The following is a 25,038-nucleotide window of genomic DNA, read 5'->3' on the forward strand; positions in this document are numbered from 1 at the left end:
AGCGACCGCCGAGCACAGCGAGGTGGGCGCATGAGCCCCGCCGCCGCCACCGACGCCCTGTTCCCGGCAGGGCAGCCCGCCACCGGGCGGTGCACCTTCCTGGGCGCCGGCCCCGGTGACCCCGGCCTGCTGACCCTGCGGGCGGTCGAGGTGCTGGCCACCGCCGACGTCCTGGTCGCCGACCCGCTGACCGCCGTCGCCGTGCGCAGCCACTGCCCCGCCTCCGTCCAGGTGCACAACCCGGCCGCCGAGGGCGCCGACTTCGATCTGGCCAAGCTGGTCGGCGAGGCCGTCCGCTCCGGCAAGCACGTGGTGCGCACCGTCGACGGCGACCCGGGCCTGGACGGCTGCGCCGCCGAGGAGATGCTCAGCTGCGCGGGCGACGGGATCGCCTTCGAGGTGATCCCGGGCGTCGCCCAGTCCGTCGGCGTCCCGGCGTACGCGGGCGTCCCGCTGCGCGGCGCGGCCGGCGCCGACCTGCGCTTCGTCGAGGCCGCCGCGCTGCTGGCCGGCGGCCCGGTGGACCTCGGCTCCGCGGCGACGACCCTGGTGGTGCGCACCACCCTGGGCCAGCTGCCCGCCACCGCGAGCGCGCTGGTGGCCGGCGGCCGTACGGCCGACTCGGCGCTGAGCGCCACGCTCTCGGGCACCACGACCCGTCAGCGCACCTTCGCCTCGACCCTCGCGGGCATCGCCGCCGACCTCAAGGCCGCCCGGGTGCTGCCCTCCCCGGTCTCGGCCCCCGTCGACCCGGCCACCCCGGTGATAGCCGTGGTGGGCGAGCAGGTCGCCCACCGCGCCTCGCACTCGTGGTTCGAGACCAAGCCGCTGTTCGGCTGGAACGTCCTCGTGCCGCGCACCAAGGAGCAGGCCCACGGCCTGTCCGAGCAGCTGCGCTCGTACGGCGCGGTGCCGCAGGAGGTGCCGACCATCGCGGTCGAGCCGCCGCGCACCCCGCAGCAGATGGAGCGGGCCATCAAGGGCCTGGTCACCGGCCGCTACGAGTGGATCGCCTTCACCTCGGTGAACGCCGTCCGGGCCGTCCGGGAGAAGTTCGAGGAGTACGGCCTGGACGCCCGGGCCTTCGCCGGGATCAAGGTCGCGGCGGTCGGCGAGACCACCGCGCAGGCCCTGGTGGACTTCGGCGTGAAGCCCGACCTGGTGCCCTCCGGCGAGCAGTCCGCCGCCGGCCTGCTGGAGGACTGGCCGCCGTACGACCCGGTGTTCGACCCGATCGACCGGGTCCTGCTGCCGCGCGCCGACATCGCCACCGAGACCCTGGTGGCCGGCCTGGTCGAGCTGGGCTGGGAGGTCGACGACGTGACGGCGTACCGGACGGTGCGCGCCTCGCCGCCGCCGGCCGAGACCCGGGAGGCGATCAAGGGCGGCGGGTTCGACGCGGTCCTGTTCACCTCCTCCTCGACGGTGCGCAACCTGGTCGGCATCGCCGGCAAGCCGCACAACGTGACCGTCATCGCCTGCATCGGCCCGGCCACCGCCAAGACCGCCGAGGAGCACGGCCTGCGGGTCGACGTGATGGCCCCGGCGCCGTCGGCGGCCGCGCTGGCCCAGGCGCTGGCAGACTTCGGGGCCAAGCGCCGCGACACCGCGACGGCCGCGGGCGAGCCGGTCTACCGGCCCAGCGAGCGCCGTCCGGGCTCGCGCCGCAAGGCCGCCCGCTGATGTAGGAGCCGGGGGCGGTGACCACCGCCCCCGGTGCTGCCCGACCGTTCGGAGAGAGAAGCCGTGTCCGCTGAATTCCCGTACGTCCGCCCCCGCCGGCTGCGTCAGAGCCCGGCGATGCGGCGCCTGGTCGCCGAGACCCGGCTGCACCCGGCGGAGATGATCCTGCCGCTGTTCGTCCGCGAGGGCGTCAGCGAGCCGGTGCCGGTCACCTCGATGCCCGGGGTCGTCCAGCACTCCCGGGACACGCTGCGCAAGGCCGTCGTGGAGGCGGCCGAGGCGGGCCTGGGCGGCGTGATGCTCTTCGGCGTCCCCGAGGTGCAGGACGCGACCGGCAGCGAGGGCACCAACCCGGACGGCATCCTCCAGCAGGCGATCCGCGACGTGGTCTCCGAGGTCGGCGACTCCCTGGTGGTCATGTCGGACCTCTGCCTGGACGAGTACACGGACCACGGCCACTGCGGCGTGCTCGCCGCCGACGGCAGCGTGGACAACGACGCCACCCTGGAGCGCTACGCCGAGATGGCCCGGGTGCAGGCCGACGCGGGCGTCCACCTGGTCGGCCCCTCCGGCATGATGGACGGCCAGATCGCCGTCGTCCGGCGGGCGCTGGACGAGGCCGGGCACCAGGACACCGGCATCCTCGCCTACACCGCCAAGTACGCCTCGGCGTTCTACGGCCCGTTCCGCGAGGCCGTCGGCTCCTCGCTCAAGGGCGACCGCAAGTCGTACCAGCAGGACCCGGCCAACGCCCGCGAGGCGCTGCGGGAGCTGGAGCAGGACGTCGCCGAGGGCGCGGACATGGTGATGGTCAAGCCGGCCATGGCCTACCTGGACATCCTGCGCCAGGTCGCCGACGCCTCCCCGGTGCCGGTCTCCGCCTACCAGGTGTCCGGCGAGTACGCGATGGTCGAGGCGGCCGCCGCGAACGGCTGGATCGACCGCGAGCGGATGATCATGGAGACGCTCACCTCGATCCGCCGCGCGGGCGCCGAGCAGATCCTCACCTACTGGGCGGTCGAGGCCGCCGCGATGCTCAAGTAGCGCGCACGGCCGGAAGGGCCCCTCCGCTCGGCGGAGGGGCCCTTCCGTCGTACCGGGGCCGTTACTTCCAGCCGTTGGTGTGCGCGAAGCCCTCGATGCCGCCCATCACGTCGGTGCTGGTGGCGGCGAAGCCGCCGATGGCGCCGGCGGCGGTGTTGGAGGTGTGGGCGATGCCGAAGCCCTCGGCGGCCGCGAACGGGTCGTGCGCGGAGGCGACGAACTGGCCGCCGCCCAGGAGGCCGGTGTGGGCGAACGCCGGGGTGGCGGCACCGGCGATCGCCAGCGCGGCGGTGGCGGTGAGCGCGGCCTTGGCCAGCGTGCTCTTCATGGAACTGCCCTCTCTCTCGAAGGGCGCCCGGGCGGGCGCCCTTGACACGTGATCACACCCGTCCGTCGGGCCCGGCGCCCCACGCGCCGGGCCGGACGGACGGTCACCCGGTCGGACCGCAGGCCCGGCCGGACACCTCGTCACAAGCCCGGAGGGCCCGGGGAGACCTTCCTCCCCGGGCCCTCCGTCCGTACCGTGCGCCTGGATCAGCCGATCAGGTGCGAGACACCCGCGTCGCCCGACGACTGGGTGTTCTGGCCGACGTTGCAGATCTGCTTCGGGGTGCTGTTCAGGACGGGCACCTCGACCGGAACCGCGACGCCGATGACGGCGACGGCGATGTTGTGGACCTCCGGCAGGCAGATGTTGGCGTTGTCCAGGGTGTGGAAGTTCGGGCTGCCGTTGCCGTGGGTGCCGGTCTGGTTGGTACCGCCGTTGCCCTGAACGGAGGTGGCGGCGCCGTCCGAGTCGATGATGGCGGAAGCCGAGCCGGCGGACATCGCGATGGCGGCGGCGGCCAGGCCGGCGGCGGCGAGGGACTTCTTGATCATTTCCGGTTTTCCTCTCGAGGGTGAATCGGGGAGCGATTCGAAGGTGGTCAGAAGGTTCGGTGCGGCTGGGGGAGCGTCAGCCGACCAGGTGGGACACGCCCGCGTCGCCGTGGCTCTGGGTGCCCTGGCCCTGGGTGCAGTACTGCTTGCCGCCGCTGTTGGCGATCGGGACCTCGACCGGGACGGCCACGCCGAGCACGCCCACCGCGATGTTGTGGATCTCGGGGAGGCAGACGTTCGCGTTGTCCAGGAAGTGGAAGTTCGGGCTGTTGTTCCCGACGGTGCCGGTGAAGTTGGTGCCGCCGTTGCCCTCGATCGAGGCGGCGGCGCCGTCCGCGTCACCGATGGCGGAGGCGGGCGCGGCGGCGCCGGCCAGCGCGGCGACGGCCAGGCCGGCGGCGGCGAAGGACTTCTGGATCATGGGGAGATCCCTCTCTGAAATGCTCTCTTCGGTTTCCGTGCGTACAACGCGTAGAACGCCCAGACCCGGTCTGCAGTCACTGACGTCCAGATCAAAGAATGACGGCACGGAAGGTTACGGGGATTTTTGAAATGAGTCCGGGAGGCGCGTCCGGGGGTGGTTTCCGGTCGGATTATTCAGCCGAACCGGTTAACGCCCGCAATCCGTACGCCCGGCCGCTCGTTGAAGCGGATGGCTTTCCGATCGCGTGCGCGCTGCAATGCGCGCACACGTTCCATCGGTACGAATAGATCTCCAGTACGGACAGGCAGAACGGTGAAAAGCATGAAGTTCTCCAAGCGGGCCGGCGCGATGCTGCTGGCGGTCGGTGCGGGCGTGCTCGCCTCCCAGGGAGCGGCCTCCGCGGCCCCGGTCGGTGCCGACCAGGTCGGAGCCCTGGAGGACAAGCTGGCGACCCAGCAGGTCCCCGCGGACATCCCGCTGGCGCCGCTCGGCAGCCACCTCCAGGCGGGCATCCCGGCCTCGCTGCTCATGCCGCCCGCGCCCGGCCGCACCACGAGCACGGAGCTCGTCCCCGACCACCTCCTCCCGCAGCTGAGCACCGGCCGGGTCGGCCCCAGCGCCAAGGCCGAGCTGCCCCTGCCGCTGGTCGACCAGGGCGCCGACCTCGGCCAGGTGCTGCTGGACGCCCCGTCCGCGCCGCTGCACGCCGACACCCCCGGCGTGGCCGTCGGCAAGCCGCTCTCCCTCGTCCAGGACGGCACCGGGCAGCTCGCGGACGGCCGGCTCAAGGTGGACGAGGTGGACCCGCGCCTGGTCACCGGCGCCGTCCAGGCCGTCCCCGGGGCCAGCGCGAGCCTCGGCGGCGACGACGAGCGGATCTCCGTCACGGACAAGGTCAACGACCTGGCCACCACCGCCACCGCGACCACCACGGGCGTGGTCCAGCAGTCCGGCCTGACGGACCTGACTCAGCTCTGACCCGGCTCTGACCCAGCTCTGACTCCTCGTACGGCGAAGTACGGCGAAGGGCCGGCCACCCCGCTCGGGTGTCCGGCCCTTCCACGTGACGCGGCGCGGGCTCAGCCCGGCAGCACGCCGCTCAGTCCGCCGACCAGCGGCAGGTCCTTGACGCCGCCGCCGGCGCTGAGCGGCCCGGTCAGCAGGTCGGTGCCGACCGGGGCGAGGCCCTGGTCGGGCTTGACGGTCGCGCCGTTGTTCAGCACGTCGGCCGAGGAGTTCGCCCACGGGTCCAGGCGCAGGCTCTTGATCGGCGCGACGCCGTAGCCCAGCCCGGAGGTCGTCCCGTTCAGGGCCTGGCCGACGTCCGTCTTCGCCAGCGTCGCCGGGCCCGGGCCCGCGGCGGGGGCCGGGGCGGCCTGCGCCGTACCGGCGCCCAGCAGCACCACGGCGCCGACGGCGGCGGCCAGGCCGGCCCCGCTCTTCATCGAGGTCTTCGGAAGCATGCGGATCACCCTTCGGTGGATCGGGGGTCCGGGCGGTTGCTCGCCCGGGGATGCCGAACAGCCCCCCGGCCGGTCGGTCGGGGGGCGGTACGGCCGCTGGGGGTCCCCCGGCCGGGGCCGGGGGAGGCTGCCGATCGGAGATCAGCAGTCGTCCGCGGGGTGCGGGTGGGCGTCGGCGTTGATGCAGGTGTTGCCGAAGGCCGGGTTCAGCAGGCCGACCACGTCGATCGAGTTGCCGCACAGGTTGATCGGGATGTGCACCGGAACCTGGATCTGGTTGCCCGAGGCGACACCGGGGGAGCCGGCGGCGACGCCCTCGGCGCCCGAGCTGGCGGCGGCGGAGCCGGCCGCGCCCAGGAGCATGCCGGCAGCGGCGGCGGAGAGGACGGCGGCCTTCTTCATGTTCTGCATGGGGGTTGATCTCCTCGATCACACACGGGTGGAGCGTGCCGCGCCCCGCACTCCGGGGCGCGGCACGGGCTCGGTCGAATCAGTCGTCGCCGGTGCGGCGACGGCCGGTTCAGCCGGCGTTGACGCAGGTGTTGCCGAACGCCGGGTTGAGCAGGCCGATCACGTTGATGGAGTTGCCGCAGACGTTGACCGGGATGTGGATCGGGATCTGGAGCTGGTTGCCCGAGAGCACACCCGGGGAGCCGGCGGCGACACCCTCGGCGCCGGAGCTGGCGAACGCGCCGCCGGCGGCACCGAGGACCAGGCCGGAAGCGGCCAGGGACAGGGCGGCGGCCTTCTTGAAGTTACGCATCTGTTCTTCCTCCGTTTTCTGCCCGACCGTTGGGAAATGTCGGGAGGCGGGCGAGCGGGAATTGCTCGCCCGAGGTCTGCTGGGATTTCCGGATTGTCACTCCGGCGGCGCACACCGGCGTGTGGACGCCCATGGCTCGGGCGTGGACGCAGCCGCCGCGTCGTAGGGGAGAACGAGACGGAGGCGGAGGGGAAACGGTCCGGCCGAAGGTGATCACCCGAATGCCGGTCGGGGTCGCCATTGCTCCAGACGGGTGACTGTGCGCGCACCGTCGCAACCGGTCAGGGCGGGTCTCGTTCTAGATGTCGCACTCCCCGTGCATCTCTGTTTGAACAGCTAGGAGGCTCGCATGAGCATCAAGAAGACCGCCGCCGTTGGCGCGGCCGTGGTGGGCATCGTGGCCGCCGGCGCCGGCACCGCGATGGCCAGCTCCGGCGCCGAGGGTGTCGCCGCGGGTTCCCCCGGTGTCATCTCGGGCAACCAGGTTCAGATCCCGATCCACGTTCCGGTCAACCTGTGCGGCAACACCATCAACGTGATCGGCCTGCTGAACCCGGCGTTCGGCAACCACTGCGCCAACCTGGGCTGACCCAGCACCCGGTTCGGCCGGTGCGAGCCGCCGCTGCGCGCTTCCCTCCTGGGGCGCGGAGCGGCGGCTCTTCGTCGTTCCCGGGGTCCTCCCGGGGTCCTCCCGGGCCTGAGGTGCTGTCAGAAGCCTTGTTGCACTACTTGTCAGTACCTAATGTGAGACCTGCTCATCTTTTGCTCCTCCTGCTCCGAGCCGCGCGGCACCCCCAGTCCGGGCGGTTCCCCCACCCCCGCAAGGAGTTGCGTGTGATCAGGTTCCGATCGCCGGGTGCGCTGCTCGCCACCGGCGCCCTCGTCGCGGCCCTCGGCCTCGTCGGCGCCCCCGCCGCCCTCGCCGACACCCCCACCGCCCCGGCCCCCGCCACCGCCCGCCCCGCCGCGATCGTCTCCCTCGGCGACAGCGCCATCTCCGGCGAGGGCGCGGGCACCGACACCAACGACGGGTACTTCCCGGAGACCGACACCCCCACCAACTACTGCCACCGGCACCCCAAGTCGGAGATCTTCGTCACCGACATCCCCGGGGTGACCCCGGTCGACCTCGCCTGCTCGGGCGCCCAGACCGGCGACCTGGTCAGCGACCCGGCGCTCGCGAAGATCACCGGCCCCGGCAGCGGCGACTTCGGCGAGCCCAAGCAGGACGTCAAACTCGCCGACACGGCAGCCAGGTTCGACGTCAAGATGGTCGTGGTGACCATCGGCGCCAACGACGACTTCGACTTCAGCGGCGTCATGATGCACTGCCTCGCGCAGTACTTCCCGGTGCCCAAGGACCAGGGCTGCCGCGACACCATCGGCAGCGACGAGATCCGCCGCCGCGCCAAGGCCGTCCAGCCGAAGGTCGTCGCCGCGCTGCAGAACATCCGGCAGACCATGCGCAACGCGGGCTACGCCGACTCCTCGTACCAGCTGGTCTACCAGTCCTACTTCAACCCGATCACCCCGGACATCCGCCGCAACGACTACCTCGGCAAGATCACGGACGGCTGCCCGGCCTTCCCCGAGGACCTCGCCTGGGGCCACAACTGGGTGGTGCCCACCTTCAGCGACGCCCTGCGTGGAGCGGCCGAACAGGTGCCGGGCGTACGGTACTTGGACCAGCGCAGGGTCGCCTTCGGGCACGAGGTCTGCGCGGAGTGGACGAGCTCCCCGTACGAGTACACCAACGGGGACGTCATCAACCTCGCCGAGTGGGCCCGCAACGGCTGCGACTCGCAGATCGGCATCCCCGGCCTGTGCATGAACATGGTCCGCCAGTCGTACCACCTGCGGGTGGCCGGCTACCGCGGCGAGGGCGTCTGCCTCGGCCAGTTCTTCGCCCGGCCCGAACTGCCGCAGGCCTACTGCTCCCTGAACCAGCAGAACACCACCTCCATCCAGCCGCTCAGCCCCGGCAAGCCCTTCGGGGACGCGCCGGAGGACGGCTCCTGGTACCAGCTCACCAACGCCGCGAGCGGCAACGCCCTCGACCTCACCGGCGGCGGCACCTACGGCGACTCCACCAACGGCCGTGCGGCGATCACCTATCCGGCCACCGGAGGGCTCAACCAGTCCTTCGTCCTGGAGGCCAAGGCCGGCGGCAGCTACGAGCTGGACTTCAGCGGCAACCGGAACATGTGCGTGGACGCCGACGCGGCCGCCACCGCCCCCGGCACCCGCATCCAGCAGTGGGGCTGCAACGCCGGCGCCAACCAGCACTGGGTCTTCAAGCCCGTCGGCGACGGCACCTACACGATCGCCGACTCCGCCGACCCCACCAAGGTCCTCGCCGCCTCCAGCGCCCTCGACCCCAAGGGCAACCCCTACGTCCAACTCGCCACCGACACCGGCGACCCCGCCCAGCACTGGCAGCTCACCAAGCTCGGCATCGTCTACCTCCACGGCTGAGCCCGGCCCCTCAGACCGTCGCCGCCCCCACCCGGGCGGCGACGGCCGCACCCACCGGGTACGGCGTCTCGACGGGCAGCAGCGCCGGGTCCCGCGTCAGCCGCACCTGCTCGGCCAGCGCCGTCACGTCCGTGATCCGCGTGATCCACTCGTCCGCGTAGGCGCGCGACGCCTCCCCGCGCAGCCCGACCTGGATCGCCCGCCAGGCCAGCGGGCCGAGGTCCACCCCGCGCTCCGGGTCCCACTGCACCCGCACCGGGCTGCGCCGCAGCTCGCGCTGCCAGGCCGCCCGCGACTCGTGCACCCGGCCGGTGTAGCCGCTGAGCACGGCCCGCTCCAGCGCCCCGTCGAAGCCCGCCCGGCTGATCTCCAGCGAGAGGACCCGCTCCTGGCCGGGGCTGCGGCCCCAGTCGCTGCGGTGCATCATCCAGAGGAACGAGGGCTTGATCCACATCATCCTCGTCCGTGAGAACGCCTCCGGGAACCGCCCCTCGGCCACCGCCGGCCCGGCGATCTCCGGCCCGAAGGCCTGGTAGACGGTCAGCGTGTCCGCCGTGTGGGCGGCCCTGATCTCACGCACCGGTATGTCGCGTGCCGGTGTCTCACGCACCGGTGTCTCGCGCGCCGGCATCCGGCGCATCGGCTCTTCGCTGGGCATGGCGGCATCGTCCAGCGCCGCACCCGCCGGGCGCCACGGGATTTACAGGCCGTGGCAGGGGCGGGGGAGGGGGTGTGCCGTAGGCTCTCGGGACATCGCTGCGCCGAAGCCGCGCGGGAGCCATGAGCGGGGCGGAGCACCGAGAGCAGATGAGCACGGCATCGAGCACCGAGTCGTCCAGCGCCGATCCCGCCGCGGAGCCGGTGGCGCCGGGGGAGGAGGAGCGGCCCCGGGAGTCGTCCGGGCGGTTCGGGGAGCTGGTGGACCGGTTCGCGCCCGCGCTCGGCGCGTACGCGGTGGTCAAGGCGATCGGGCTGACCGTCTTCATGGTGCTGCTCTCGCACACCGGTGACTACCTCAAGAAGGACGTCGGCCGCGGCGGCGGCGCCCAGCCCTGGGACGTGCTGGGCACCTGGGACGGCCCCTGGTACCAGCGCATCGCCGAGAACGGCTACGACCCGCAGCTGATCCCGCTGCACGGCTTCCCGCTCGCCACGTACTACGAGAACTCCTCCGCCTTCTTCCCGCTCTACCCCTGGCTGATGCGGCTGGTCGGCGCCGTCACCGGCCTCGGCCCGTACGGCTCCGGCATCGCCGTCTCGGTGGTGGCCTCCTTCGTCGCCGCGGCCGGGATCTTCGCCGTCGCCGAGCGGCTCGGCGGCTACCGCGCCGGGGTGATCGCCGCGGTGATCTGGGGGCTGTTCCCCGGCTCCGGCGTGGAGTGGGCCGTCTACTCGGACTCCCTCTTCGTCGCCCTCTCCGCCTGGGCCTGCTACTGCGTGATGACCCGCAGCTGGCTGACCGCCGGTGTGCTGACCCTGGTCGCGGGCCTCAACCGACCGACCGCCGCCGCACTGATCGCCGCCGTCTCGATCTCCGCGCTGGTGGCGCTGATCCGCCGTACGGACGGCGTGGCCCGCCCGCTGACCGCGATGCTGATCACCCCCTGGGGCCTGATCGGCTACATCGCCTGGGTCGGCTGGCGGATGGGCGACTGGGGCGGCTACTTCAAGCTCCAGCGCGGCGCCTGGAACCGCTACTTCGACGGCGGCGCCTCCACCCTGCGCACGATCATGGACGTGATCACCGGCCACTGGACGTTCTGGCAGTCCAACCCCGCGCCGGACCTCATCGCCATCGCCCTCCTGATGGCCCTGCCCGGCCTGCTGGTGCTGCTCCGGCACGCCCGCCCGCCGCTGGTGCTCTGGCTCTACACCGGGTTCACCATCGTCACGGCCCTGAGCAGCAACCAGATCTTCGGCAACATCTCCCGCTACCTGCTGCCCGCCTTCCCGCTGTTCATCGGCCTGGCGGTGGCCCTGCGCCGGGTGCGGACCTCGACCCTGGTCGGGATGTTCGCGATGCCCGTCCTGGCGGCCGGCTGGTACGCGGGGTACGCGCTCTTCGAGCTGGGCATCCCGTAACCGGCCGAGGGACGCGCGCAATGGTTCGCAACGGGATCATCCGCTCCTGGACGGGCCGTTGCTAACCTCGACCGCATGACGACGACCCCGCCCGCGCACCACCACGTGCGCGACCTGTCCGGCCTGCTGGACCACGCGAGCCACGTGCTCGCGACCAGGATGGCGGCGGCCTTCGCCGAGCTGGGGATCACCCCCCGCGCGTACAGCGTGCTGTTCCACGCCCAGCAGGCCGAGCGCACCCAGATCCAGCTGGCCGAGCTCGCGGACGTCGACAAGACCACCATGGTGGTCACCGTCGACGAGCTGGAGAAGGCCGGCCTGGCCGAGCGCCACCCCTCCACGGCAGACCGCCGGGCCCGGATCGTCACGGTGACGGAGGCCGGCGCCCGCGCCGTCGAGCGCGGCAGCGCGATCGCCGACCGCGTCCACCGCGAACTCCTGGACGCCCTGCCCGGCCCCGAGCGCGAGGTCTTCGTCTCCGCCCTCTCCCGCCTGGTGGAGGGCCACCTCGCCGAACCCGTCGAGGGCGAACGCAGCGTCCGCCGCGCCCGCCGCCCCCGAGCCCACTGAAAGCCCGCTGACGGCCCGTCAAGCCACCCGTACGAGCGGTTTGTTACGGCCAGACCAGGCAGTACAGCTGGTGCCCCGCGTCGTGCAGCCGGTTCGCGAAGTCCTGCCACTCGTGCAGCATCGTGTAGATGACGAAGGCGTCGCGCGGCCCCCGCCGGTCCGGAACCGTGGACCAGATGAACGCGGCCGCGCCGAGCTCCGTCTCGTCCGCCTTGCGCAGCGGCTCCACCACGTTGTGCGGGAGCTGGACGACGGCGTAGTCGGGGTGCAGGACGACGAGTTCGAGCGGCGGCACCTGGTGCAGCGGAACGCCCTGGATGCCGGTGAGCACCATGGCGCTCATCGTCTCCGGCTTGATCTTGGTCGAGAGGTGCCCGTTGGGAGAGCCGCTGGTCTCCATCAGGTCGCCGAGCCGCCCGAGCGCGCCGAGCTCGCCCGCGTCGAGCCCGAGCCCGCCGGGGCCGAGCGCGGTGGGCACTCTCGCGGCGGTCGCGCGGTCCGGTGCGCCGAAGTACTTGTACGTCACCCCCACGCGACCCTCACCCCGCCTCTCGCCGCCGCGACGGCCACGCCCCGTACCCGCTCCCGTACCCCCGCGTGCGGCTTCGGCAGGCCTGCGGGAGCCACCCGCCGCCTCGTCGTAGCCGTCCTGCGCCTCGGACACTCGGACCATCCTCACCGGAATTCGCCGGAATCGACAGACCCCCGCACGCCCGGCGTCCCTCCGGACGTGCTCCTTACCCGTCATGCGCCGCCGTACCCATTCGCGGTACGCGGCAGTCCTCTCCACACCCCTGCCACCCACCCGGCGCGCTCACGCGCCCGGTGTGCTCACAGTCTGACCGGTCCGCGCACGCGAGTGACCGGCGGCCCCTCACGGCATGGACTCTACGGACTGTACGGACAACCGTACCGACAACGGTGCCCGGATCATCGTTCCAGATGATCGGGTCCGACATGCAGAGGGCAAGGACACGATTTGAGACCATGTCCTTTGTGAGCTACCCCTATGAAGCCCCTCAGTCCCAGTCGCTGTTCGACCGCGCCTCGGTCGTGACGCCCGGCGGCGTCAACTCCCCGGTGCGCGCCTTCCGCGCGGTCGGCGGCACGCCGCGCTTCATGGTGTCCGGCACCGGCCCCTACCTCACCGACGCCGACGGCCGCGAGTACGTCGACCTGGTCTGCTCCTGGGGCCCGATGATCCTCGGCCACGCGCACCCCGCCGTGATCGACGCCGTGCAGACCGCCGTCACCCGGGGCACCAGCTTCGGCACGCCCGGCCAGGGCGAGGTCGAGCTGGCCGAGGAGATCGTCTCCCGGGTCTCCCCGGTCGAGCAGGTCCGCCTGGTCTCCTCCGGCACCGAGGCCACCATGTCCGCCATCCGGCTGGCCCGCGGCTTCACCGGCCGGGCCAAGGTGGTCAAGTTCGCCGGCTGCTACCACGGTCACGTGGACGCCCTGCTGGCCGCCGCCGGTTCCGGCGTGGCCACCTTCGGCCTGCCGGACACCCCCGGCGTCACCGGCGCCCAGGCCGGCGACACCATCGTGCTCCCGTACAACGACCTCGCCGCCGTCGAGGCCGCCTTCGCCGCGCACCCGGGCGAGATCGCCTGCGTCATCACCGAGGCCTCGCCCGGCAACATGGGCGTCGTCCCGCCGCTGCCCGGCTTCAACGGCGGCCTGGCCCGCCTCTGCCGGGAGAACGGCGCGCTGTTCGTCTCCGACGAGGTGATGACCGGCTTCCGCGTCTCCAAGGCCGGCTGGTACGGCCTGGAGGCCGCGCACGAGGGCTGGGCGCCGGACCTCCTGACCTTCGGCAAGGTCATGGGCGGCGGCTTCCCCGCGGCGGCCTTCGGCGGCCGCGCCGACGTCATGGCCCACCTCGCCCCGGCCGGCCCCGTCTACCAGGCGGGCACCCTCTCCGGGAACCCGATCGCCACCGCGGCCGGCCTGGCCCAGCTGCGCGGCTGCACCGACGAGGTGTACGCGACGGTCGACAAGGTCTCCGCCGAGATCTCCGGCCTGGTGACCGAGGCGCTCGCCAAGGAGGGCGTGGCCCACCGCCTCCAGACCGCCGGGAACATGTTCTCGGTCTTCTTCACCGAGGCGCCGGTCACGAACTACGACGAGGCGAAGACCCAGGAGGCGTACCGCTTCACCGCCTTCTTCCACGCCATGCTCGCCGAGGGCGTCTACCTGCCGCCGTCCGCCTTCGAGTCCTGGTTCGTCTCGGCCTCCCACGACGAGCGCGCGATCGAGCGCATCGCCGCCGCCCTCCCGGCCGCCGCGCGCGCCGCTGCCGCCGCCACCGCGTGACCGAGAAGGAGTACGGAAGAGTGAGCGCCAAGGAGATCACCGTCGTCCACGTGATGCGGCACGGCGAGGTCCACAACCCGGAGGGCGTCCTGTACGGGCGGCTGCCCGGCTACCACCTGTCCGAGCTGGGCCGGCGGATGGCCGACCGCGTCGCCGAGGACCTGGCCGGCCGGGACGTCACCCACGTGGTGGCCTCCCCGCTGGAGCGCGCCCAGGAGACCGCCGAGCCGATCGCCAAGGCGCACGGCCTGGAGATCGCCGCCGACGCGCGGCTGATCGAGGCGGAGAACATCTTCGAGGGCAAGACCTTCGGCGTCGGGGACGGCTCGCTGCGCAACCCGGCGTACTGGAAGTACCTGACCAACCCGTTCAAGCCGTCCTGGGGCGAGCCCTACCTGGACCAGGTCGTGCGGATGATGGGCGCGATCGGCGCCGCCCGGGACGCCGCGCGCGGGCACGAGGCGGTCTGCGTCAGCCACCAGCTGCCGATCTGGATCCTGCGCTCCTTCGTCGAGCGCCGTCGGCTCTGGCACGACCCGCGCAAGCGGCAGTGCTCGCTGGCCTCGCTGACCAGTTTCACCTTCGAGGGGGACAGGATCGTCTCGGTCGGCTACCGCGAGCCGGCCCGCGACCTGCTGCCCGCGCACCTGGTGGGCAAGGGCAAGAAGGGCGACAAGCCGGTGGGCAAGAGCTTCGGCGCCTGAACGCTACGCCAGGCCCGCGTAAACGGTGGGTAAGTATGATCTCGGGCCGCCCGGTGACCGCCGGGCGGCCCACTTGCGTCCCAGGTCAGAAGGGGTGCGGCGCGCAGGGCGGGACCCCGGCGAGACCGCCCCGACCTCCATGCGAAACTTTTCACATGTCTGCCATGACGCGCCCCCGTCCCCGTGTCGCCGCAGCAGCCGCCGCCACCGCGGCCGCCGCCGCGCTCGCCCTCACCGGATGCTCCTCCTCGGGCTCCTCGGGCAACGGCGCGGACCAGGTGGGCTTCGTCACCGTCAAGGGCACCAACATCTCCAAGGCCGAGCCCGGCGACCGCAAGGACGCCCCGGACATCGCCGGCGAGACCCTGGACGGCGCCCAGGTCAAGCTCTCCGACTACCGGGGCAAGGTCGTGGTGGTCAACATCTGGGGCTCCTGGTGCGGCCCGTGCCGGGGCGAGGCGGACGACCTCCAGCGCGTCTGGGAGAAGTACAAGGACCAGGGCGTCCAGTTCCTCGGCATCAACACCAGGGACTCGGAGAAGGTCAACGCCATCCGGTTCGAGCAGGAGAAGGGCGTCACCTTCCCGAGCATCTTCGACCCGGCCGGCACCGAGCTGCTCAAGTTCCCCAAGGGCGCGCTCAACCCGAAGTTCATCCCGACGACCCTGATCGTGGACCGCGACGGCAAGCTCGCCGCCCGCGCCTTCGGCGGCACGGTCGACGACGCGCTGGAGTCGATGCTGCAGCCCGTGGTCGCGGAGCCGAAGAAGTGAGCGCCCATACCGCCGCCGCCCACACCGTCGCCCTCGCCGACACCTTCACCACCGTCCAGAGCGGGGCGCTGCTGTTCGCCGCCCCGATCGCGGCGGCGGCGGGCCTGCTGTCCTTCTTCTCGCCCTGCGTGCTCCCGCTGGTGCCCGGCTACCTCTCGTACGTGACCGGCTTCTCCGCCGCCGACCTCGCGGACGCCCGCGGCGCGCGTCGCGGCCGGATGCTGGCCGGCGCGGGCCTGTTCGTCCTCGGCTTCACGGCGGTGTTCGTCTCCACCGGCGCGCTGTTCGGCCAGTTCGGCGACACCCTCCAGCAGCACCAGCGGATCATCTCGATCGTGCTCGGCTCGGTGACGGTCGTGATGGGCCTGGCCTTCATGGGCCTCGTGCCCGGCCTGAGCATGCGCGAGGTGCGCTCGCACCGCCGCCCGGCGATCGGCCTGCTCGGCGCCCCCCTGCTGGGCGTGGTGTTCGGCGTCGGCTGGACCCCGTGCATCGGCCCGACCCTGTCGGCCGTCCAGACCCTCGCGATGAACCAGGCCGACGCGGCGCGCGGCGCCCTGCTGATGACCTTCTACTGCCTGGGCCTCGGGCTACCGTTCATCCTGGCCGCGCTGGCCTTCCGCCGGGCGCTGGGCGCCTTCGGCTGGGTCAAGCGGCACTACCCGCTCGTCATGCGGATCGGCGGCGGCATGCTCGTCGTGGTCGGTCTGCTGCTCGTCACCGGGGCGTGGGACGCCATGGTGAGCGACATGCAGTCCTGGACCGGCGACTTCCAGATCGGAATCTGAGCGTGAGCAAGACCACGACCGAGGCCGAGCAGCCGCCGGCACCGGAGGACACCGCGGCCGAGCGGCTCAGCACCGCGCCGGTCGAGTCGGACGGCCCCACCGGCATAGGGGTGATCGGCTGGCTGCGCTGGACCTGGCGTCAGCTGACCTCGATGCGGGTCGCCCTGATCCTGCTGTTCCTGCTCTCGCTGGCCGCCATCCCCGGCTCGCTGCTCCCGCAGAACGGCCAGGGCAGCCAGGCCGCGCTCAAGGTGACGGCCTGGAAGGCGCAGCACACCACCGTCGCGCCCGTCTACGAGAAGCTCCAGCTGTTCGACGTCTACAGCTCGGTGTGGTTCTCCGCGATCTACATCCTGCTGTTCGTCTCGCTGGCCGGCTGCATCGTGCCGCGCACCTGGCAGTTCGTCGGCGTGCTGCGCTCCCGCCCGCCGGCGGCGCCGAGCAACCTGACCCGGATGCCGGTGTACGCGGCCTGGCGCACCGGGGCCGACGCGGAGGCGGTGAACACCGCCGCGCACCGGCTGCTGCGCCGGCGCGGCTTCCGGGCGCACCTGTCGGGCGGCTCGGTGGCGGCCGAGAAGGGGTACCTGCGCGAGGTCGGCAACCTGCTGTTCCACCTCTCGCTGTTCGCCCTGCTCGGCGGCTTCGCCTGGGCGAGCCTGGCCTCCGGCACGGCCGGCAAGCTGATGATCGAGGGCGAGGGCTACGCCAACACGATCACCCAGCTCGACGACTTCGACGGCACCCCGTTCTACGGCACGGACGACCTCGACCCCTTCTACCTGAAGCTGGACAGCTTCACCGCGCGCTTCCAGGCCACCGGCTCGCAGGTCGGCGCGGCCCGGCAGTTCACCGCGAACGTCCAGTACTCCACCGGCAGCGACCCGACGAAGACGAAGCCCGGCAAGATCGAGGTCAACCACCCGCTGGAGATCGGCGGCAGCAAGGTCTACCTGATCGGCCACGGCTTCGCGCCCGTGGTGACCGTCAGGAACGCCAAGGGTGAGGTCGTCTACCACGGCGCCACGCCGTTCCTGCCGCAGGACGCCAACCAGACCTCCACCGGCGTGGTGAAGGTGTCCGACTACGGCACCGGCCCGGACGGCAAGAAGACCCAGCTCGGCTTCACCGGCAACTTCCTGCCGACGGCGCCGGACAGCTTCGAGCGCACCGGCCCGATCTCGCTCTTCCCGGACGACGCCAACCCGATGCTGGTGCTCAACGTCTGGGCGGGGGACCTCGGCAACGACGCGGGCCGGCCGCAGAACATCTACCAGCTGGAAACCCGCAAGATGACCCAGCTGATGCAGGACGGCCAGCCCGCGAGGGTCCGGCTCAAGCCCGGCCAGGGCTGGGACCTCCCGGACGGCTACGGCACCCTCACCTTCGACGGTTACAAGCGCTTCGCCAGCTTCAACATCTCCCACCGCCCGGGCAACGAGGTCGCCCTGACCGGCGGCGTGCTGGCGATCCTCGGCCTGATCGGCTCGCTGTTCATCCAGCGCCGCCGCATCTGGGTGCGGGCGGTCGTCCTGCCGGGCGGGGGCACCCAGGTGGAGCTGGCGGGCCTCAGCCGCAGCGAGTCGGCGAAGATCGCCGAGGAGCTGGCGGAGCTCGCGGTGGACCTCCAGGACGACGCCCCCGCGACGGACGACGAGGACGACCCCTCGACGGACGAGGCCCTCGAACCACCCACGACGGACGACGACCCGAGCCCCGATCCCGAGGCCCCGGACGCACCCGCGGAACCTGCCCCCGCCGACCAGAACTCCAAGGAGTAGACGGTGCAACTCGCCTCGGTCGACCCACAGCTGGCCGATCTTTCCAACAAGCTGATCTATTCGGCCATGGTGGTCTACACCCTCGCCATGTTCGCCCACATGATCGAGTGGACCTTCGGCAGCAAGGGCGCCGTCGCCGTCCGCTCGAAGGAGCAGTCGGGCAGCCTGTCCGAGACGGTGGCGGAGAGCACGGGGAAGGGCGCCAAGAAGGTCACCGTCACGGTGGCCGGTGCGGGCGGCCGGACCACCACGCTCACCCGCACCGCCGTGGCGGGCGAGGGCGCGACGGTCGTCACCAGCGGCCGCGGCGCGGACGAGGTGGACGGCCCGGGCGCGGCCGGCACCAGCGACCGGGCCGACCTGGCCGGCCGCATCGCCGTCTCCCTCACCGTCCTGGCCCTGCTGCTGCACGGCGCCGGCATCGTCTCCCGCGGCCTGTCGGTCTCCCGCTGGCCGTGGGGCAACATGTACGAGTTCTCCTGCGCCTTCGGCTTCGCCATGACGGCCGCGTACGTGGTGCTGCTGGCCGCCGGCAAGAAGGTGCGCTGGCTGGGCCTGCCGGTCGTGCTGGCCGTGCTGCTGACCCTGGGCATCGCCACCACGGTGCTCTACACCGACTCCGAGCAGCTCGTCCCGGCGCTGCACTCGCCGTGGCTGGCGATCCACGTCTCCACCGCGATCTTCTGCGGCGGCGCCTTCTACGCGGCCTTCATCGCCACCCTGCTCTACCTCGGCAAGGACTCCTTCGAGAAGCGCATCGCCTCCGGTCTGACCACCGGCCCGCTGGGCACCTCGGCCTCGATCTGGCGCCGCCTGCCGGCCGCGTCCACCTTCGACAAGCTGTCCTACCGGATCAACGCGCTGGTCTTCCCGCTGTGGACGTTCACGATCATCGCGGGAGCGATCTGGGCCGAGGCGGCCTGGGGCAAGTACTGGGAGTGGGACCCGAAGGAGACCTGGTCGTTCATCACCTGGGTCGCCTACGCCTGCTACCTGCACGCCCGCGCCACGGCCGGCTGGAAGGGCCGCAAGGCGGCCTACCTGGCGCTGGCGGCCTTCGGCTGCTGGCTCTTCAACTACTACGGCGTGAACATCTTCGTCACCGGAAAGCACTCCTACGCGGGGATCTGACCGGAGGCGCCCACACCCACCGGCCCGGCTTTCCGAAGGAGATAGCCGGGCCGAGTCGTGACAGGGGTGTCAGGGGTGCCAGGGGTATCAGGAGTATTCGCACCGGCCGCCGGCCGGTGCGGGAGGGACTTGAGGAGGAGATCGCGCAATGGAGTGCGACGAGGTCATGCTGACCGTCCGAATCACCGCTCGTGAGCAGCTGCTGCTCCGGCGGCTCGCCCAGGGGCACCGCAGCGACGTGTCCGAGGTGGTGGCCGACGGCCTGCTGGACGTCATCCCCACGCTCAGCTCGCCGCAGGACGCGTACCGGCTGCTCGGGGCCCTGACGTCGCCGGCGCCCTGCGCGCTGACGGTGTGGCTGCCGGCCCCGCTGGCCGACCTGCTGGTGCCGGGGGCGGCCCGGATCGCCCAGGTCACCGAGGTCCGGATCGAGTCGGCCAGCGCGATGCTGGGCGCCGCCCTGCGGCTCTGGCTGGCCCAGGACCCGGTCCGGCTGGCGGCGAACCTCAGCGTGATGCACGCGGGCCGCCCGGCGGCCCTGGCAGCGGCTTAGACAGGGCCTAACCGGCCAGGGGGAGGCGGGCGTCGGATCCGGCCGGCTCGACGAGCAGCCGGCACTCCGCGGCCGTCCTCCCGTCCTGGACGAAGCGGACGAGCACCGGCCCCCGGCGGCCCTCGCGGGGCAGGCCCTCGTGGACGGCGCGGACGAGGCAGGGCCGGTCCGGCTCGATGTAGCGCTCGAACGAGGTCACCAGCTCCACGGGCACCACCGGCTCGGGCCGCAGCAGTTGGGCGGCCTGCCGGGCGGCCTCCAGCACCAGCATCCCGGGCACGTGGTCCTGCCCGGCGTCGAAGAGCACCGGGTGCTCGGCCTCGGGCCGCAGCAGCCAGGTGTCGGGCCGCAGCGTCGGGGCGAGCACCGCGCCGCCCGCGCCCGGTTCGGCCGCGGCGGGGCGCAGGGCCGGGCGGGGGCGCAGCAGGGCGTACGAGGCGGGGGTGAGCACCCGCAGCTGGCCGTCCCCGTGGCCGACGGGGCGGCCGTCCCGGGTGATCTCGGCGCGGACCCTCAGGGAGGCGAGCCGGCCCTGGTGCATCCGGACGTCCTCGCAGCGGGCGGCGAGCATCAGCGAGGCCGGGCCGGGGGTGACGGCGAGCCCGGGCAGGCCGCCCTCGCCGAGGCCGTACGAGAGGTCGGTGAGCGCGAACCGGTGGTCCCGGGGGACGCCGAACCCGGCGTGGCCGATGAGCAGCGCGGCCTGCCGGACCGTCTCGGCGATCAGGACGGGGTCGTGGCAGCGGCCGCCGGGCAGCCGGTAGTGGCCGTGGAGGCGGGGCCACTGGGCGCCGAGCAGGAAGTCGTACGGGCCGGTGGCGCGCCAGCCGGTGAGCAGGACCTCGGAGACGCAGGCGCGGTGCACCAGCTGCCGGGAGACCGTCCGGTCGTGGAAGTCGTAGACCGTGGACGCGTTGCCGCCGGGGTGGGCGTACGGGTCCGGGGCGTCCGGCTCTACGATCGGTGGCATGACTGGCTCCCCGGTCAGGGTGTCGGTCGAGCGTCCGCTCCGGACGCTCGGAGCAAAACATACATACCACCCGGTATGTGTTCTGTGGCTGGGGTCACCTCGGTCGAGAAGTTCTACGTACCCCCTCTGGTCTGCGAAAACGCTGGTCGGGAGACCCCCGACCTTGGGTGGGGGGCCGTCCCCGCTGAACGGCGGGGTCGACGGGGGCGCTAGGTTAGATACCAACCATGCGGTTTCGGCCATCGCCGTGCGCATGCGAGGCGCTGCTCGCCGCAGTCGACGGCGTGCTGACAGCAGCCGGACGGGGTGGGGATCGCGTCCGGCCGAGTCCAAAGGGGCGGGGGCCAGTGGTCAAACAGGTACGCGCGGAACGGACCAGGAGCGCCGTGTTGGTCGCGGCGGCGAACACCTTCGCGGAGGTGGGCTTCGAGAGCGCCAGCCTGGTCGGGATCAGTCGCCGGGCGGGCGTGAGCAAGGGGGCGCTCTACTTCCACTTCGTCTCCAAACAGGCGCTCGCGGACGGCGTGCGCGCCGCCGCCGGGCGGGAGATCGGCTCGGCCGCGCTGCGCGCCCTGCGCACCGAGGGGCGACCGCTCCAGGGGCTGATCGACCTCTCGCACGAGCTGGCCGGGATGCTGCGCGAGGACGTGGTGGTCCGGGCCGGCGTGCGGCTCGGGCGGTACGCGGCCCGCCACGAGGGGCTCTGCCCCCAGGGCGGGGACGCCCCGCCGGGCACCGACTCCACCTGGCGCAGCCTCACCGCCGTCGTCCACCGCCTGCTGGAGCGGGCCCACGACGCCGGGGAGCTGTGCCCCGGGGTGGACCGGCGCGCCGCCGCCGAACTGCTCACCGCCGTCGCCGCCGGTCAGGTGCTGCTGGCCGGGGGCCGCCCGGAGCGGCTCGGCCCGGAGGGCGTCCGCCGGGTCTGGACGGCGCTGCTGCCCGCCCTCGTCCCCCTGGAGCGGGTGGGCGCCTACGCCTACTGAGCGCCCGCCGTGCGGTCGGCCACGCTCAGCCGGGCGAGCGCGTGCGGCTGGACGAGGCCGGGCAGCAGCAGGGTCCACATGGAGGTCATCCGCTCGACGAGGTCCTGCCGGTCGGTGAGCACCTGGGAGCTGAGCTGGATGCCGGTGACGGCCCCGGTGATCACCCCGGCGGCGGCCGCCGGCTCGATGCCCGGGTGGAGGTCCCCGGCGGCCTTCGCCTGCCCCAGCAGCTCGGCCACCAGGTCCATCCAGCCCTGGTAGGCCGCGCGCTGGGGCTGGGTGAAGCTGCCGTGCTCGATGGTGAGCCGGATGCTGCCGCGCACCAGCGCGTCCTCCTGGAGGGCGTGCGCGAAGGCGTACCCGAGGTCGATCAGCCGCTGCACCGGGCCGTCGGAGTCCGGCTCCCAGGAGGCGATCCAGATGCCCTGGCCCTCGATGACGGCCAGCGCCAGCTCCTCCTTGGAGCGGAAGTGGAAGTACAGCGCGCCCTTGGTGACGCCGGCGCGCTCCAGGATCTCGGCCATCGTGGCGGCGGCGTAGCCCCGCTCGTCGAAGACCTCGGCCGCCGCGAGGAGCACCGCCTGGCGGGTCGCCAGTGCGCGGGCCTGCCTGGCCATCGCAGCCTCCCTGGTAGTTCCGGTGCCCCGGCCGCCGGTCCGGGGGTCACCGGTCCGGGGGCGGCCGGCGGTGCGGTGTGGCCGCGGACCGTCCGCTAGGCATCCTACCGAGCCGGTTCCGCTTGTCGGGGCCGGTTGTACGGGCGGTGGACGCGCTGTGCGCGCGGGCCCGCACGCCGAGACGGCCGGCCACCCGTTACGGGGTGACCGGCCGTCCGGAAGGCGGGATCAGGCGGCCTGCTGCCAGCTGACGGGGGAGTAGTACGCCGGGCGGCGCTCCAGGCGCTGCCAGTTGGCGATGGGCTCGACCGGTGCGGAGGCCGCGGCCTGCTGGGCGACGGCCGCGCGGGCGGCCAGCACGGCGGTGAGGGCGGCGAGCTCCTCGACGGACAGGGAGCCGCGCACGATGCGGACGAGAGGTTCGGCGGAAGCGGTCATGATCTGGTTTCTCCCCCGGTGGCGGTTGGTGTGTGGTGGCACTCGGAGCGGCCCGCGGCGCGGTGGCGCCGTGCTACATCGGCGGGTTGCCGTGCTTGCGGCTGGGCAGGTCGGCGTGCTTGGTGCGGAGCATCGCGAGGGCGGAGGCGATCACCTGGCGGGTCTCCGCCGGGTCGATGACGTCGTCCACGAGGCCGCGCTCGGCCGCGTAGTACGGGTGCATCAGCTCGCTCTTGTACTCCTTGATCTTCTGGGCGCGCATGGCGTCCGGGTCCTCGGCGCCGTTGATCTCGCGGCGGAAGATCACGTTGGCCGCGCCCTCGGCGCCCATGACGGCGATCTCGTTGGTCGGCCACGCGTAGGAGAGGTCGGCGCCGATCGAGCGGGAGTCCATCACGATGTACGCGCCGCCGTAGGCCTTGCGCAGGATCAGCGAGATGCGCGGCACGGTGGCGTTGCAGTACGCGTACAGCAGCTTGGCGCCGTGGCGGATGATGCCGCCGTGCTCCTGGTCGACGCCGGGCAGGAAGCCGGGCACGTCCAGCAGGGTGACGATCGGGATGTTGAAGGCGTCGCACATCTGGACGAAGCGCGCGGCCTTCTCGGAGGCGTTGATGTCGAGCACGCCGGCCAGCGACTGCGGCTGGTTGGCGATGATGCCGGTGACGTGGCCGTCGACGCGGGCCAGCACGCAGAGCACGTTGGTGGCCCAGCGCTCGTGGACCTCCAGGTACTCGCCGTGGTCGACGATCTCCTCGATCACCTTGCGCATGTCGTACGGGCGGTTGCCGTCCGCCGGCACCAGGTCGAGAAGGCTGTCGTTGCGGCGCTCGACCGGGTCGTCGGTGACGACGACGGGCGGCATCTCGCGGTTGTTCTGCGGGAGCATCGAGAGGAGGAAGCGGACCTCCTCGATGCAGGACTGCTCGTCGTCGTAGACGAAGTGGGAGACGCCGGAGACGCCCGCGTGGACGTCGGCGCCGCCGAGGCCGTTCTGGGTGATCTTCTCGCCGGTCACGGCCTGGACGACGTCCGGGCCGGTGATGAACATCTGCGAGGTCTCGCGGACCATGAACACGAAGTCGGTCAGCGCGGGCGAGTACGCGGCGCCGCCGGCGCAGGGGCCGAGCATCACCGAGATCTGCGGGATGACGCCGGAGGCCTTGGTGTTGCGCTGGAAGATGCCGCCGTAGCCGGCCAGGGCGGTGACGCCCTCCTGGATGCGGGCGCCGGCGCCGTCGTTGAGGCTCACCAGGGGCGCGCCGGCCGCGATGGCCATGTCCATGATCTTGTGGATCTTCTGCGCGTGGGCCTCGCCCAGCGCTCCGCCGAAGATCCGGAAGTCGTGGGCGTAGGTGAAGACGGTCCGGCCGTGGACGGTGCCCCAGCCGACGATCACACCGTCGGTGTGCGGCTTCTTGGCCTCCAGGCCGAAGCCCTGGGCGCGGTGGCGGCGCAGCGGCTCGACCTCGTGGAAGGAGCCCTCGTCCAGCAGGAGCTCGATGCGCTCCCGGGCGGTCAGCTTGCCCTTGGCGTGCTGGGCCTCGGTGGCCTTGTCGCTGGGGCCGCGGAGCACCTTCTCGCGCAGTGCGTGCAGCTCGGCGACCCGCCCGCGGGCGTCGGCCGGGGTCTCGGGGACCTCGTCGCCGACCGGCGCCTCATGCACAACCGTCATCTCGAACCACTCCAAGGGTGAGGGAACTGTCCGACAGCCAACGTCTGCTGTGCCCCCGGCTGCGAATCACTTTCTTCACTTATGACTGTACGAGGGGCCGAGGGTCGGTTTCGGCGTCGATTCCGTACAAGGTCGGGTTCGTTTAGCTGTGGCTCCTGCACAGAAGCGGACGGGCCGGAGTGTGAGCGGTCGGTGTCCGTTCGAATACGCGGGGTTGGCGCGAAGATGATGGTCTGATGATCTGAGCATGAAGGAACGTGCAGGTCAGCGCCGTCCGGACGGGCCGTGGGCTGGGGTTTCGGGGTGTCGGCGCCCGTCGGCCGTCGACCGCCGCCCGAGTCGGGGCGATGCGGGCCGAAGGGCCCCCGATCGTAGGGAAGCGCCAAAAACGCCACAGCCCACCCGGGGCCGTCCGGGTGGGCTGTTGGAGGGAGTGGAGGTCAGGGCTTCTGGCCGTCCTCGGGCTCGTCCCTGCCGCGCAGCTCACGCTCGCGGCGGCGCAGATCGGCCTCCCACTCCTTGAGCATCTCCTCGTGGTGCTCGTCGCTCTTCTTCAGCTCGTTCAGCGAGGCGAGGAACGCGGGGTCGTCGTCCGGGGCGACCTGCCGGGCGCCGCGCCCGGCGGGGTGCGGGGAGCCGTCGGCGGTGGCCGGCGCGGTGCGCAGGAAGCCGCGCTGCTTGCCCGCGATCAGCCAGGCGATCGGGCCCAGCGGCGGGAAGAGCAGCACGATGAGCACCCAGACGACCTTCGGCAGGTGCTTGACCTCGTCCTCGGGGGTGGTGAGGCAGTCGATGAACGCCCACACCCAGAGGGCGAGCGGAAGGACGATGGTCAGAAGAATCCGCAGCATGGCGGCGATCTCCCCCCGAACGACGGCGGTGGTGGGCGGCGGCGGGCGCCCGACCCGGGCCCCTGACCGGGC

At 72.4% G+C, this 25,038-nt stretch carries 28 protein-coding genes; 15 read left to right on the forward strand and 13 right to left on the reverse strand.

Translation table 11 applies throughout. The features are described 5' to 3' along the window. Positions 1–30: 30 nt before the first annotated feature. Positions 31–1,683: a uroporphyrinogen-III synthase gene (locus tag ACIRRS_RS14375; protein ID WP_402969801.1), complete on the forward strand. Its 1,653-nt coding sequence runs from the start codon at positions 31–33 to the stop codon at positions 1,681–1,683. A 63-nt stretch (positions 1,684–1,746) separates the two neighbouring features. Further along, on the forward strand, positions 1,747–2,727 hold the full coding sequence (hemB, locus tag ACIRRS_RS14380) for a porphobilinogen synthase (RefSeq protein ID WP_402969804.1): 981 nt from the start codon (positions 1,747–1,749) through the stop codon (positions 2,725–2,727). 61 nt (positions 2,728–2,788) lie between these two features. On the opposite strand, the gene ACIRRS_RS14385 is transcribed toward hemB, so the two are convergent. From ACIRRS_RS14385 to ACIRRS_RS14395, 3 genes are all read right to left on the reverse strand, one after another. Continuing rightward, on the reverse strand, positions 2,789–3,055 hold the full coding sequence (locus ACIRRS_RS14385; protein WP_402969807.1) for a hypothetical protein: 267 nt from the start codon (positions 3,053–3,055) through the stop codon (positions 2,789–2,791). 206 nt (positions 3,056–3,261) lie between these two features. Further along, on the reverse strand, positions 3,262–3,606 hold the full coding sequence (locus ACIRRS_RS14390; RefSeq protein WP_402969810.1) for a rodlet layer protein: 345 nt from the start codon (positions 3,604–3,606) through the stop codon (positions 3,262–3,264). A 76-nt stretch (positions 3,607–3,682) separates the two neighbouring features. Beyond that, on the reverse strand, positions 3,683–4,027 hold the full coding sequence (locus ACIRRS_RS14395) for a rodlet layer protein (protein ID WP_350507669.1): 345 nt from the start codon (positions 4,025–4,027) through the stop codon (positions 3,683–3,685). Between the two features lie 324 nt (positions 4,028–4,351). On the opposite strand from ACIRRS_RS14395, the gene ACIRRS_RS14400 reads away from it, so the two are divergent. Continuing rightward, on the forward strand, positions 4,352–5,008 hold the full coding sequence (locus ACIRRS_RS14400; RefSeq protein ID WP_402969813.1) for a hypothetical protein: 657 nt from the start codon (positions 4,352–4,354) through the stop codon (positions 5,006–5,008). A gap of 101 nt (positions 5,009–5,109) precedes the next feature. Here the strand turns inward: ACIRRS_RS14400 and ACIRRS_RS14405 are convergent, their stop codons facing one another. From ACIRRS_RS14405 to ACIRRS_RS14415, 3 genes are all read right to left on the reverse strand, one after another. Beyond that, positions 5,110–5,493 (reverse strand): hypothetical protein, encoded by a 384-nt coding sequence (locus ACIRRS_RS14405; protein ID WP_402969816.1) that lies wholly within the window; start codon positions 5,491–5,493, stop codon positions 5,110–5,112. Positions 5,494–5,634: 141 nt separating this feature from the next. Continuing rightward, positions 5,635–5,904, reverse strand: coding sequence for a chaplin (locus ACIRRS_RS14410; protein ID WP_402969819.1), 270 nt, complete (start codon positions 5,902–5,904; stop codon positions 5,635–5,637). 109 nt (positions 5,905–6,013) lie between these two features. Continuing rightward, the gene (locus tag ACIRRS_RS14415) at positions 6,014–6,256 is read right to left on the reverse strand and encodes a chaplin (RefSeq protein ID WP_402969822.1); all 243 of its coding nucleotides are present in this window, start codon (positions 6,254–6,256) and stop codon (positions 6,014–6,016) included. Between the two features lie 349 nt (positions 6,257–6,605). Here ACIRRS_RS14415 and ACIRRS_RS14420 point away from each other — a divergent pair, with 349 nt between their 5' ends. After that, the gene (locus ACIRRS_RS14420) at positions 6,606–6,845 is read left to right on the forward strand and encodes a chaplin (protein WP_402969825.1); all 240 of its coding nucleotides are present in this window, start codon (positions 6,606–6,608) and stop codon (positions 6,843–6,845) included. A gap of 245 nt (positions 6,846–7,090) precedes the next feature. Then, a complete protein-coding gene (locus tag ACIRRS_RS14425) occupies positions 7,091–8,731 on the forward strand; it encodes an RICIN domain-containing protein (protein WP_402969828.1) in 1,641 nt (546 codons plus the stop codon). A gap of 10 nt (positions 8,732–8,741) precedes the next feature. Here ACIRRS_RS14425 and ACIRRS_RS14430 read toward each other — a convergent pair whose 3' ends face one another. Then, positions 8,742–9,389: a DUF4291 domain-containing protein gene (locus ACIRRS_RS14430; protein WP_402969831.1), complete on the reverse strand. Its 648-nt coding sequence runs from the start codon at positions 9,387–9,389 to the stop codon at positions 8,742–8,744. A 149-nt stretch (positions 9,390–9,538) separates the two neighbouring features. On the opposite strand from ACIRRS_RS14430, the gene ACIRRS_RS14435 reads away from it, so the two are divergent. Together ACIRRS_RS14435 and ACIRRS_RS14440 are read left to right on the forward strand one after the other, a co-directional pair. Further along, complete coding sequence (locus ACIRRS_RS14435) at positions 9,539–10,813, forward strand: hypothetical protein (protein ID WP_402969834.1); 1,275 nt, start codon at positions 9,539–9,541, stop codon at positions 10,811–10,813. Positions 10,814–10,888: 75 nt separating this feature from the next. After that, a complete protein-coding gene (locus ACIRRS_RS14440) occupies positions 10,889–11,383 on the forward strand; it encodes a MarR family winged helix-turn-helix transcriptional regulator (protein WP_402969837.1) in 495 nt (164 codons plus the stop codon). Positions 11,384–11,426: 43 nt separating this feature from the next. Here the strand turns inward: ACIRRS_RS14440 and ACIRRS_RS14445 are convergent, their stop codons facing one another. Beyond that, the gene (locus ACIRRS_RS14445; RefSeq protein ID WP_031063450.1) at positions 11,427–11,915 is read right to left on the reverse strand and encodes a hypothetical protein; all 489 of its coding nucleotides are present in this window, start codon (positions 11,913–11,915) and stop codon (positions 11,427–11,429) included. A 455-nt stretch (positions 11,916–12,370) separates the two neighbouring features. On the opposite strand from ACIRRS_RS14445, the gene hemL reads away from it, so the two are divergent. From hemL to ACIRRS_RS14480, 7 genes are all read left to right on the forward strand, one after another. Next, on the forward strand, positions 12,371–13,699 hold the full coding sequence (hemL, locus tag ACIRRS_RS14450) for a glutamate-1-semialdehyde 2,1-aminomutase (protein ID WP_402969841.1): 1,329 nt from the start codon (positions 12,371–12,373) through the stop codon (positions 13,697–13,699). Positions 13,700–13,752: 53 nt separating this feature from the next. Then, positions 13,753–14,403 carry a histidine phosphatase family protein gene (locus ACIRRS_RS14455; protein WP_402970461.1) on the forward strand — a complete coding sequence of 217 codons (651 nt, stop codon included), beginning with the start codon at positions 13,753–13,755 and terminating at the stop codon, positions 14,401–14,403. 164 nt (positions 14,404–14,567) lie between these two features. Next, the gene (locus tag ACIRRS_RS14460; RefSeq protein WP_402969844.1) at positions 14,568–15,176 is read left to right on the forward strand and encodes a TlpA family protein disulfide reductase; all 609 of its coding nucleotides are present in this window, start codon (positions 14,568–14,570) and stop codon (positions 15,174–15,176) included. Next, on the forward strand, positions 15,173–15,964 hold the full coding sequence (locus tag ACIRRS_RS14465) for a cytochrome c biogenesis CcdA family protein (RefSeq protein WP_402969847.1): 792 nt from the start codon (positions 15,173–15,175) through the stop codon (positions 15,962–15,964). Before ACIRRS_RS14460 ends, ACIRRS_RS14465 begins: the two co-directional genes overlap by 4 nt. A gap of 2 nt (positions 15,965–15,966) precedes the next feature. Further along, positions 15,967–17,745, forward strand: coding sequence for a cytochrome c biogenesis protein ResB (locus tag ACIRRS_RS14470; protein WP_402969849.1), 1,779 nt, complete (start codon positions 15,967–15,969; stop codon positions 17,743–17,745). Between the two features lie 3 nt (positions 17,746–17,748). Beyond that, on the forward strand, positions 17,749–18,876 hold the full coding sequence (ccsB, locus tag ACIRRS_RS14475) for a c-type cytochrome biogenesis protein CcsB (protein WP_402969852.1): 1,128 nt from the start codon (positions 17,749–17,751) through the stop codon (positions 18,874–18,876). Between the two features lie 166 nt (positions 18,877–19,042). Further along, positions 19,043–19,429: a hypothetical protein gene (locus ACIRRS_RS14480; RefSeq protein ID WP_402969855.1), complete on the forward strand. Its 387-nt coding sequence runs from the start codon at positions 19,043–19,045 to the stop codon at positions 19,427–19,429. Positions 19,430–19,436: 7 nt separating this feature from the next. Here the strand turns inward: ACIRRS_RS14480 and ACIRRS_RS14485 are convergent, their stop codons facing one another. After that, positions 19,437–20,399, reverse strand: a complete 963-nt coding sequence (locus tag ACIRRS_RS14485; protein WP_402969858.1) for a ScbA/BarX family gamma-butyrolactone biosynthesis protein — start codon at positions 20,397–20,399, stop codon at positions 19,437–19,439. Positions 20,400–20,626: 227 nt separating this feature from the next. On the opposite strand from ACIRRS_RS14485, the gene ACIRRS_RS14490 reads away from it, so the two are divergent. Continuing rightward, positions 20,627–21,385 (forward strand): ScbR family autoregulator-binding transcription factor, encoded by a 759-nt coding sequence (locus tag ACIRRS_RS14490; protein ID WP_402969861.1) that lies wholly within the window; start codon positions 20,627–20,629, stop codon positions 21,383–21,385. Here the strand turns inward: ACIRRS_RS14490 and ACIRRS_RS14495 are convergent. The 4 genes from ACIRRS_RS14495 to ACIRRS_RS14510 form a co-directional block, all read right to left on the reverse strand. After that, a complete protein-coding gene (locus tag ACIRRS_RS14495; RefSeq protein WP_402969864.1) occupies positions 21,379–22,002 on the reverse strand; it encodes a ScbR family autoregulator-binding transcription factor in 624 nt (207 codons plus the stop codon). The genes ACIRRS_RS14490 and ACIRRS_RS14495 overlap by 7 nt on opposite strands. 228 nt (positions 22,003–22,230) lie before the next feature. Then, positions 22,231–22,440 (reverse strand): acyl-CoA carboxylase epsilon subunit, encoded by a 210-nt coding sequence (locus tag ACIRRS_RS14500; protein WP_402969867.1) that lies wholly within the window; start codon positions 22,438–22,440, stop codon positions 22,231–22,233. A 73-nt stretch (positions 22,441–22,513) separates the two neighbouring features. Then, positions 22,514–24,115 carry an acyl-CoA carboxylase subunit beta gene (locus ACIRRS_RS14505; RefSeq protein WP_402969870.1) on the reverse strand — a complete coding sequence of 534 codons (1,602 nt, stop codon included), beginning with the start codon at positions 24,113–24,115 and terminating at the stop codon, positions 22,514–22,516. A 440-nt stretch (positions 24,116–24,555) separates the two neighbouring features. Further along, the gene (locus ACIRRS_RS14510) at positions 24,556–24,966 is read right to left on the reverse strand and encodes a PLD nuclease N-terminal domain-containing protein (RefSeq protein WP_402969873.1); all 411 of its coding nucleotides are present in this window, start codon (positions 24,964–24,966) and stop codon (positions 24,556–24,558) included. Positions 24,967–25,038 lie beyond the last annotated feature (72 nt).

It is taken from the genome of Kitasatospora sp. NPDC101183 (genome assembly GCF_044767945.1).
GTDB lineage: Bacteria > Actinomycetota > Actinomycetes > Streptomycetales > Streptomycetaceae > Kitasatospora.

Excerpts from the sequence above, each read along its gene's own strand:
- hemL (WP_402969841.1), top strand. The coding sequence starts at position 12,371 with ATGTCCTTTGTGAGCTACCCCTATGAAGCCCCTCAGTCCCAGTCGCTG.
- ACIRRS_RS14400 (WP_402969813.1), top strand. The coding sequence starts at position 4,352 with ATGAAGTTCTCCAAGCGGGCCGGCGCGATGCTGCTGGCGGTCGGTGCG.
- ACIRRS_RS14480 (WP_402969855.1), top strand. The coding sequence starts at position 19,043 with ATGCTGACCGTCCGAATCACCGCTCGTGAGCAGCTGCTGCTCCGGCGG.
- ACIRRS_RS14500 (WP_402969867.1), bottom strand. The coding sequence starts at position 22,440 with ATGACCGCTTCCGCCGAACCTCTCGTCCGCATCGTGCGCGGCTCCCTG.
- ACIRRS_RS14410 (WP_402969819.1), bottom strand. The coding sequence starts at position 5,904 with ATGCAGAACATGAAGAAGGCCGCCGTCCTCTCCGCCGCCGCTGCCGGC.
- ACIRRS_RS14415 (WP_402969822.1), bottom strand. The coding sequence starts at position 6,256 with ATGCGTAACTTCAAGAAGGCCGCCGCCCTGTCCCTGGCCGCTTCCGGC.
- ACIRRS_RS14430 (WP_402969831.1), bottom strand. The coding sequence starts at position 9,389 with ATGCCCAGCGAAGAGCCGATGCGCCGGATGCCGGCGCGCGAGACACCG.
- ACIRRS_RS14420 (WP_402969825.1), top strand. The coding sequence starts at position 6,606 with ATGAGCATCAAGAAGACCGCCGCCGTTGGCGCGGCCGTGGTGGGCATC.
- ACIRRS_RS14390 (WP_402969810.1), bottom strand. The coding sequence starts at position 3,606 with ATGATCAAGAAGTCCCTCGCCGCCGCCGGCCTGGCCGCCGCCGCCATC.
- ACIRRS_RS14460 (WP_402969844.1), top strand. The coding sequence starts at position 14,568 with ATGACGCGCCCCCGTCCCCGTGTCGCCGCAGCAGCCGCCGCCACCGCG.
- ACIRRS_RS14435 (WP_402969834.1), top strand. The coding sequence starts at position 9,539 with ATGAGCACGGCATCGAGCACCGAGTCGTCCAGCGCCGATCCCGCCGCG.
- ACIRRS_RS14495 (WP_402969864.1), bottom strand. The coding sequence starts at position 22,002 with ATGGCCAGGCAGGCCCGCGCACTGGCGACCCGCCAGGCGGTGCTCCTC.
- ACIRRS_RS14375 (WP_402969801.1), top strand. The coding sequence starts at position 31 with ATGAGCCCCGCCGCCGCCACCGACGCCCTGTTCCCGGCAGGGCAGCCC.
- ACIRRS_RS14405 (WP_402969816.1), bottom strand. The coding sequence starts at position 5,493 with ATGCTTCCGAAGACCTCGATGAAGAGCGGGGCCGGCCTGGCCGCCGCC.
- ACIRRS_RS14440 (WP_402969837.1), top strand. The coding sequence starts at position 10,889 with ATGACGACGACCCCGCCCGCGCACCACCACGTGCGCGACCTGTCCGGC.
- ACIRRS_RS14455 (WP_402970461.1), top strand. The coding sequence starts at position 13,753 with ATGCGGCACGGCGAGGTCCACAACCCGGAGGGCGTCCTGTACGGGCGG.
- ACIRRS_RS14505 (WP_402969870.1), bottom strand. The coding sequence starts at position 24,115 with ATGACGGTTGTGCATGAGGCGCCGGTCGGCGACGAGGTCCCCGAGACC.
- ACIRRS_RS14385 (WP_402969807.1), bottom strand. The coding sequence starts at position 3,055 with ATGAAGAGCACGCTGGCCAAGGCCGCGCTCACCGCCACCGCCGCGCTG.
- ACIRRS_RS14395 (WP_350507669.1), bottom strand. The coding sequence starts at position 4,027 with ATGATCCAGAAGTCCTTCGCCGCCGCCGGCCTGGCCGTCGCCGCGCTG.
- ACIRRS_RS14510 (WP_402969873.1), bottom strand. The coding sequence starts at position 24,966 with ATGCTGCGGATTCTTCTGACCATCGTCCTTCCGCTCGCCCTCTGGGTG.
- ACIRRS_RS14490 (WP_402969861.1), top strand. The coding sequence starts at position 20,627 with ATGCGGTTTCGGCCATCGCCGTGCGCATGCGAGGCGCTGCTCGCCGCA.
- ACIRRS_RS14485 (WP_402969858.1), bottom strand. The coding sequence starts at position 20,399 with ATGCCACCGATCGTAGAGCCGGACGCCCCGGACCCGTACGCCCACCCC.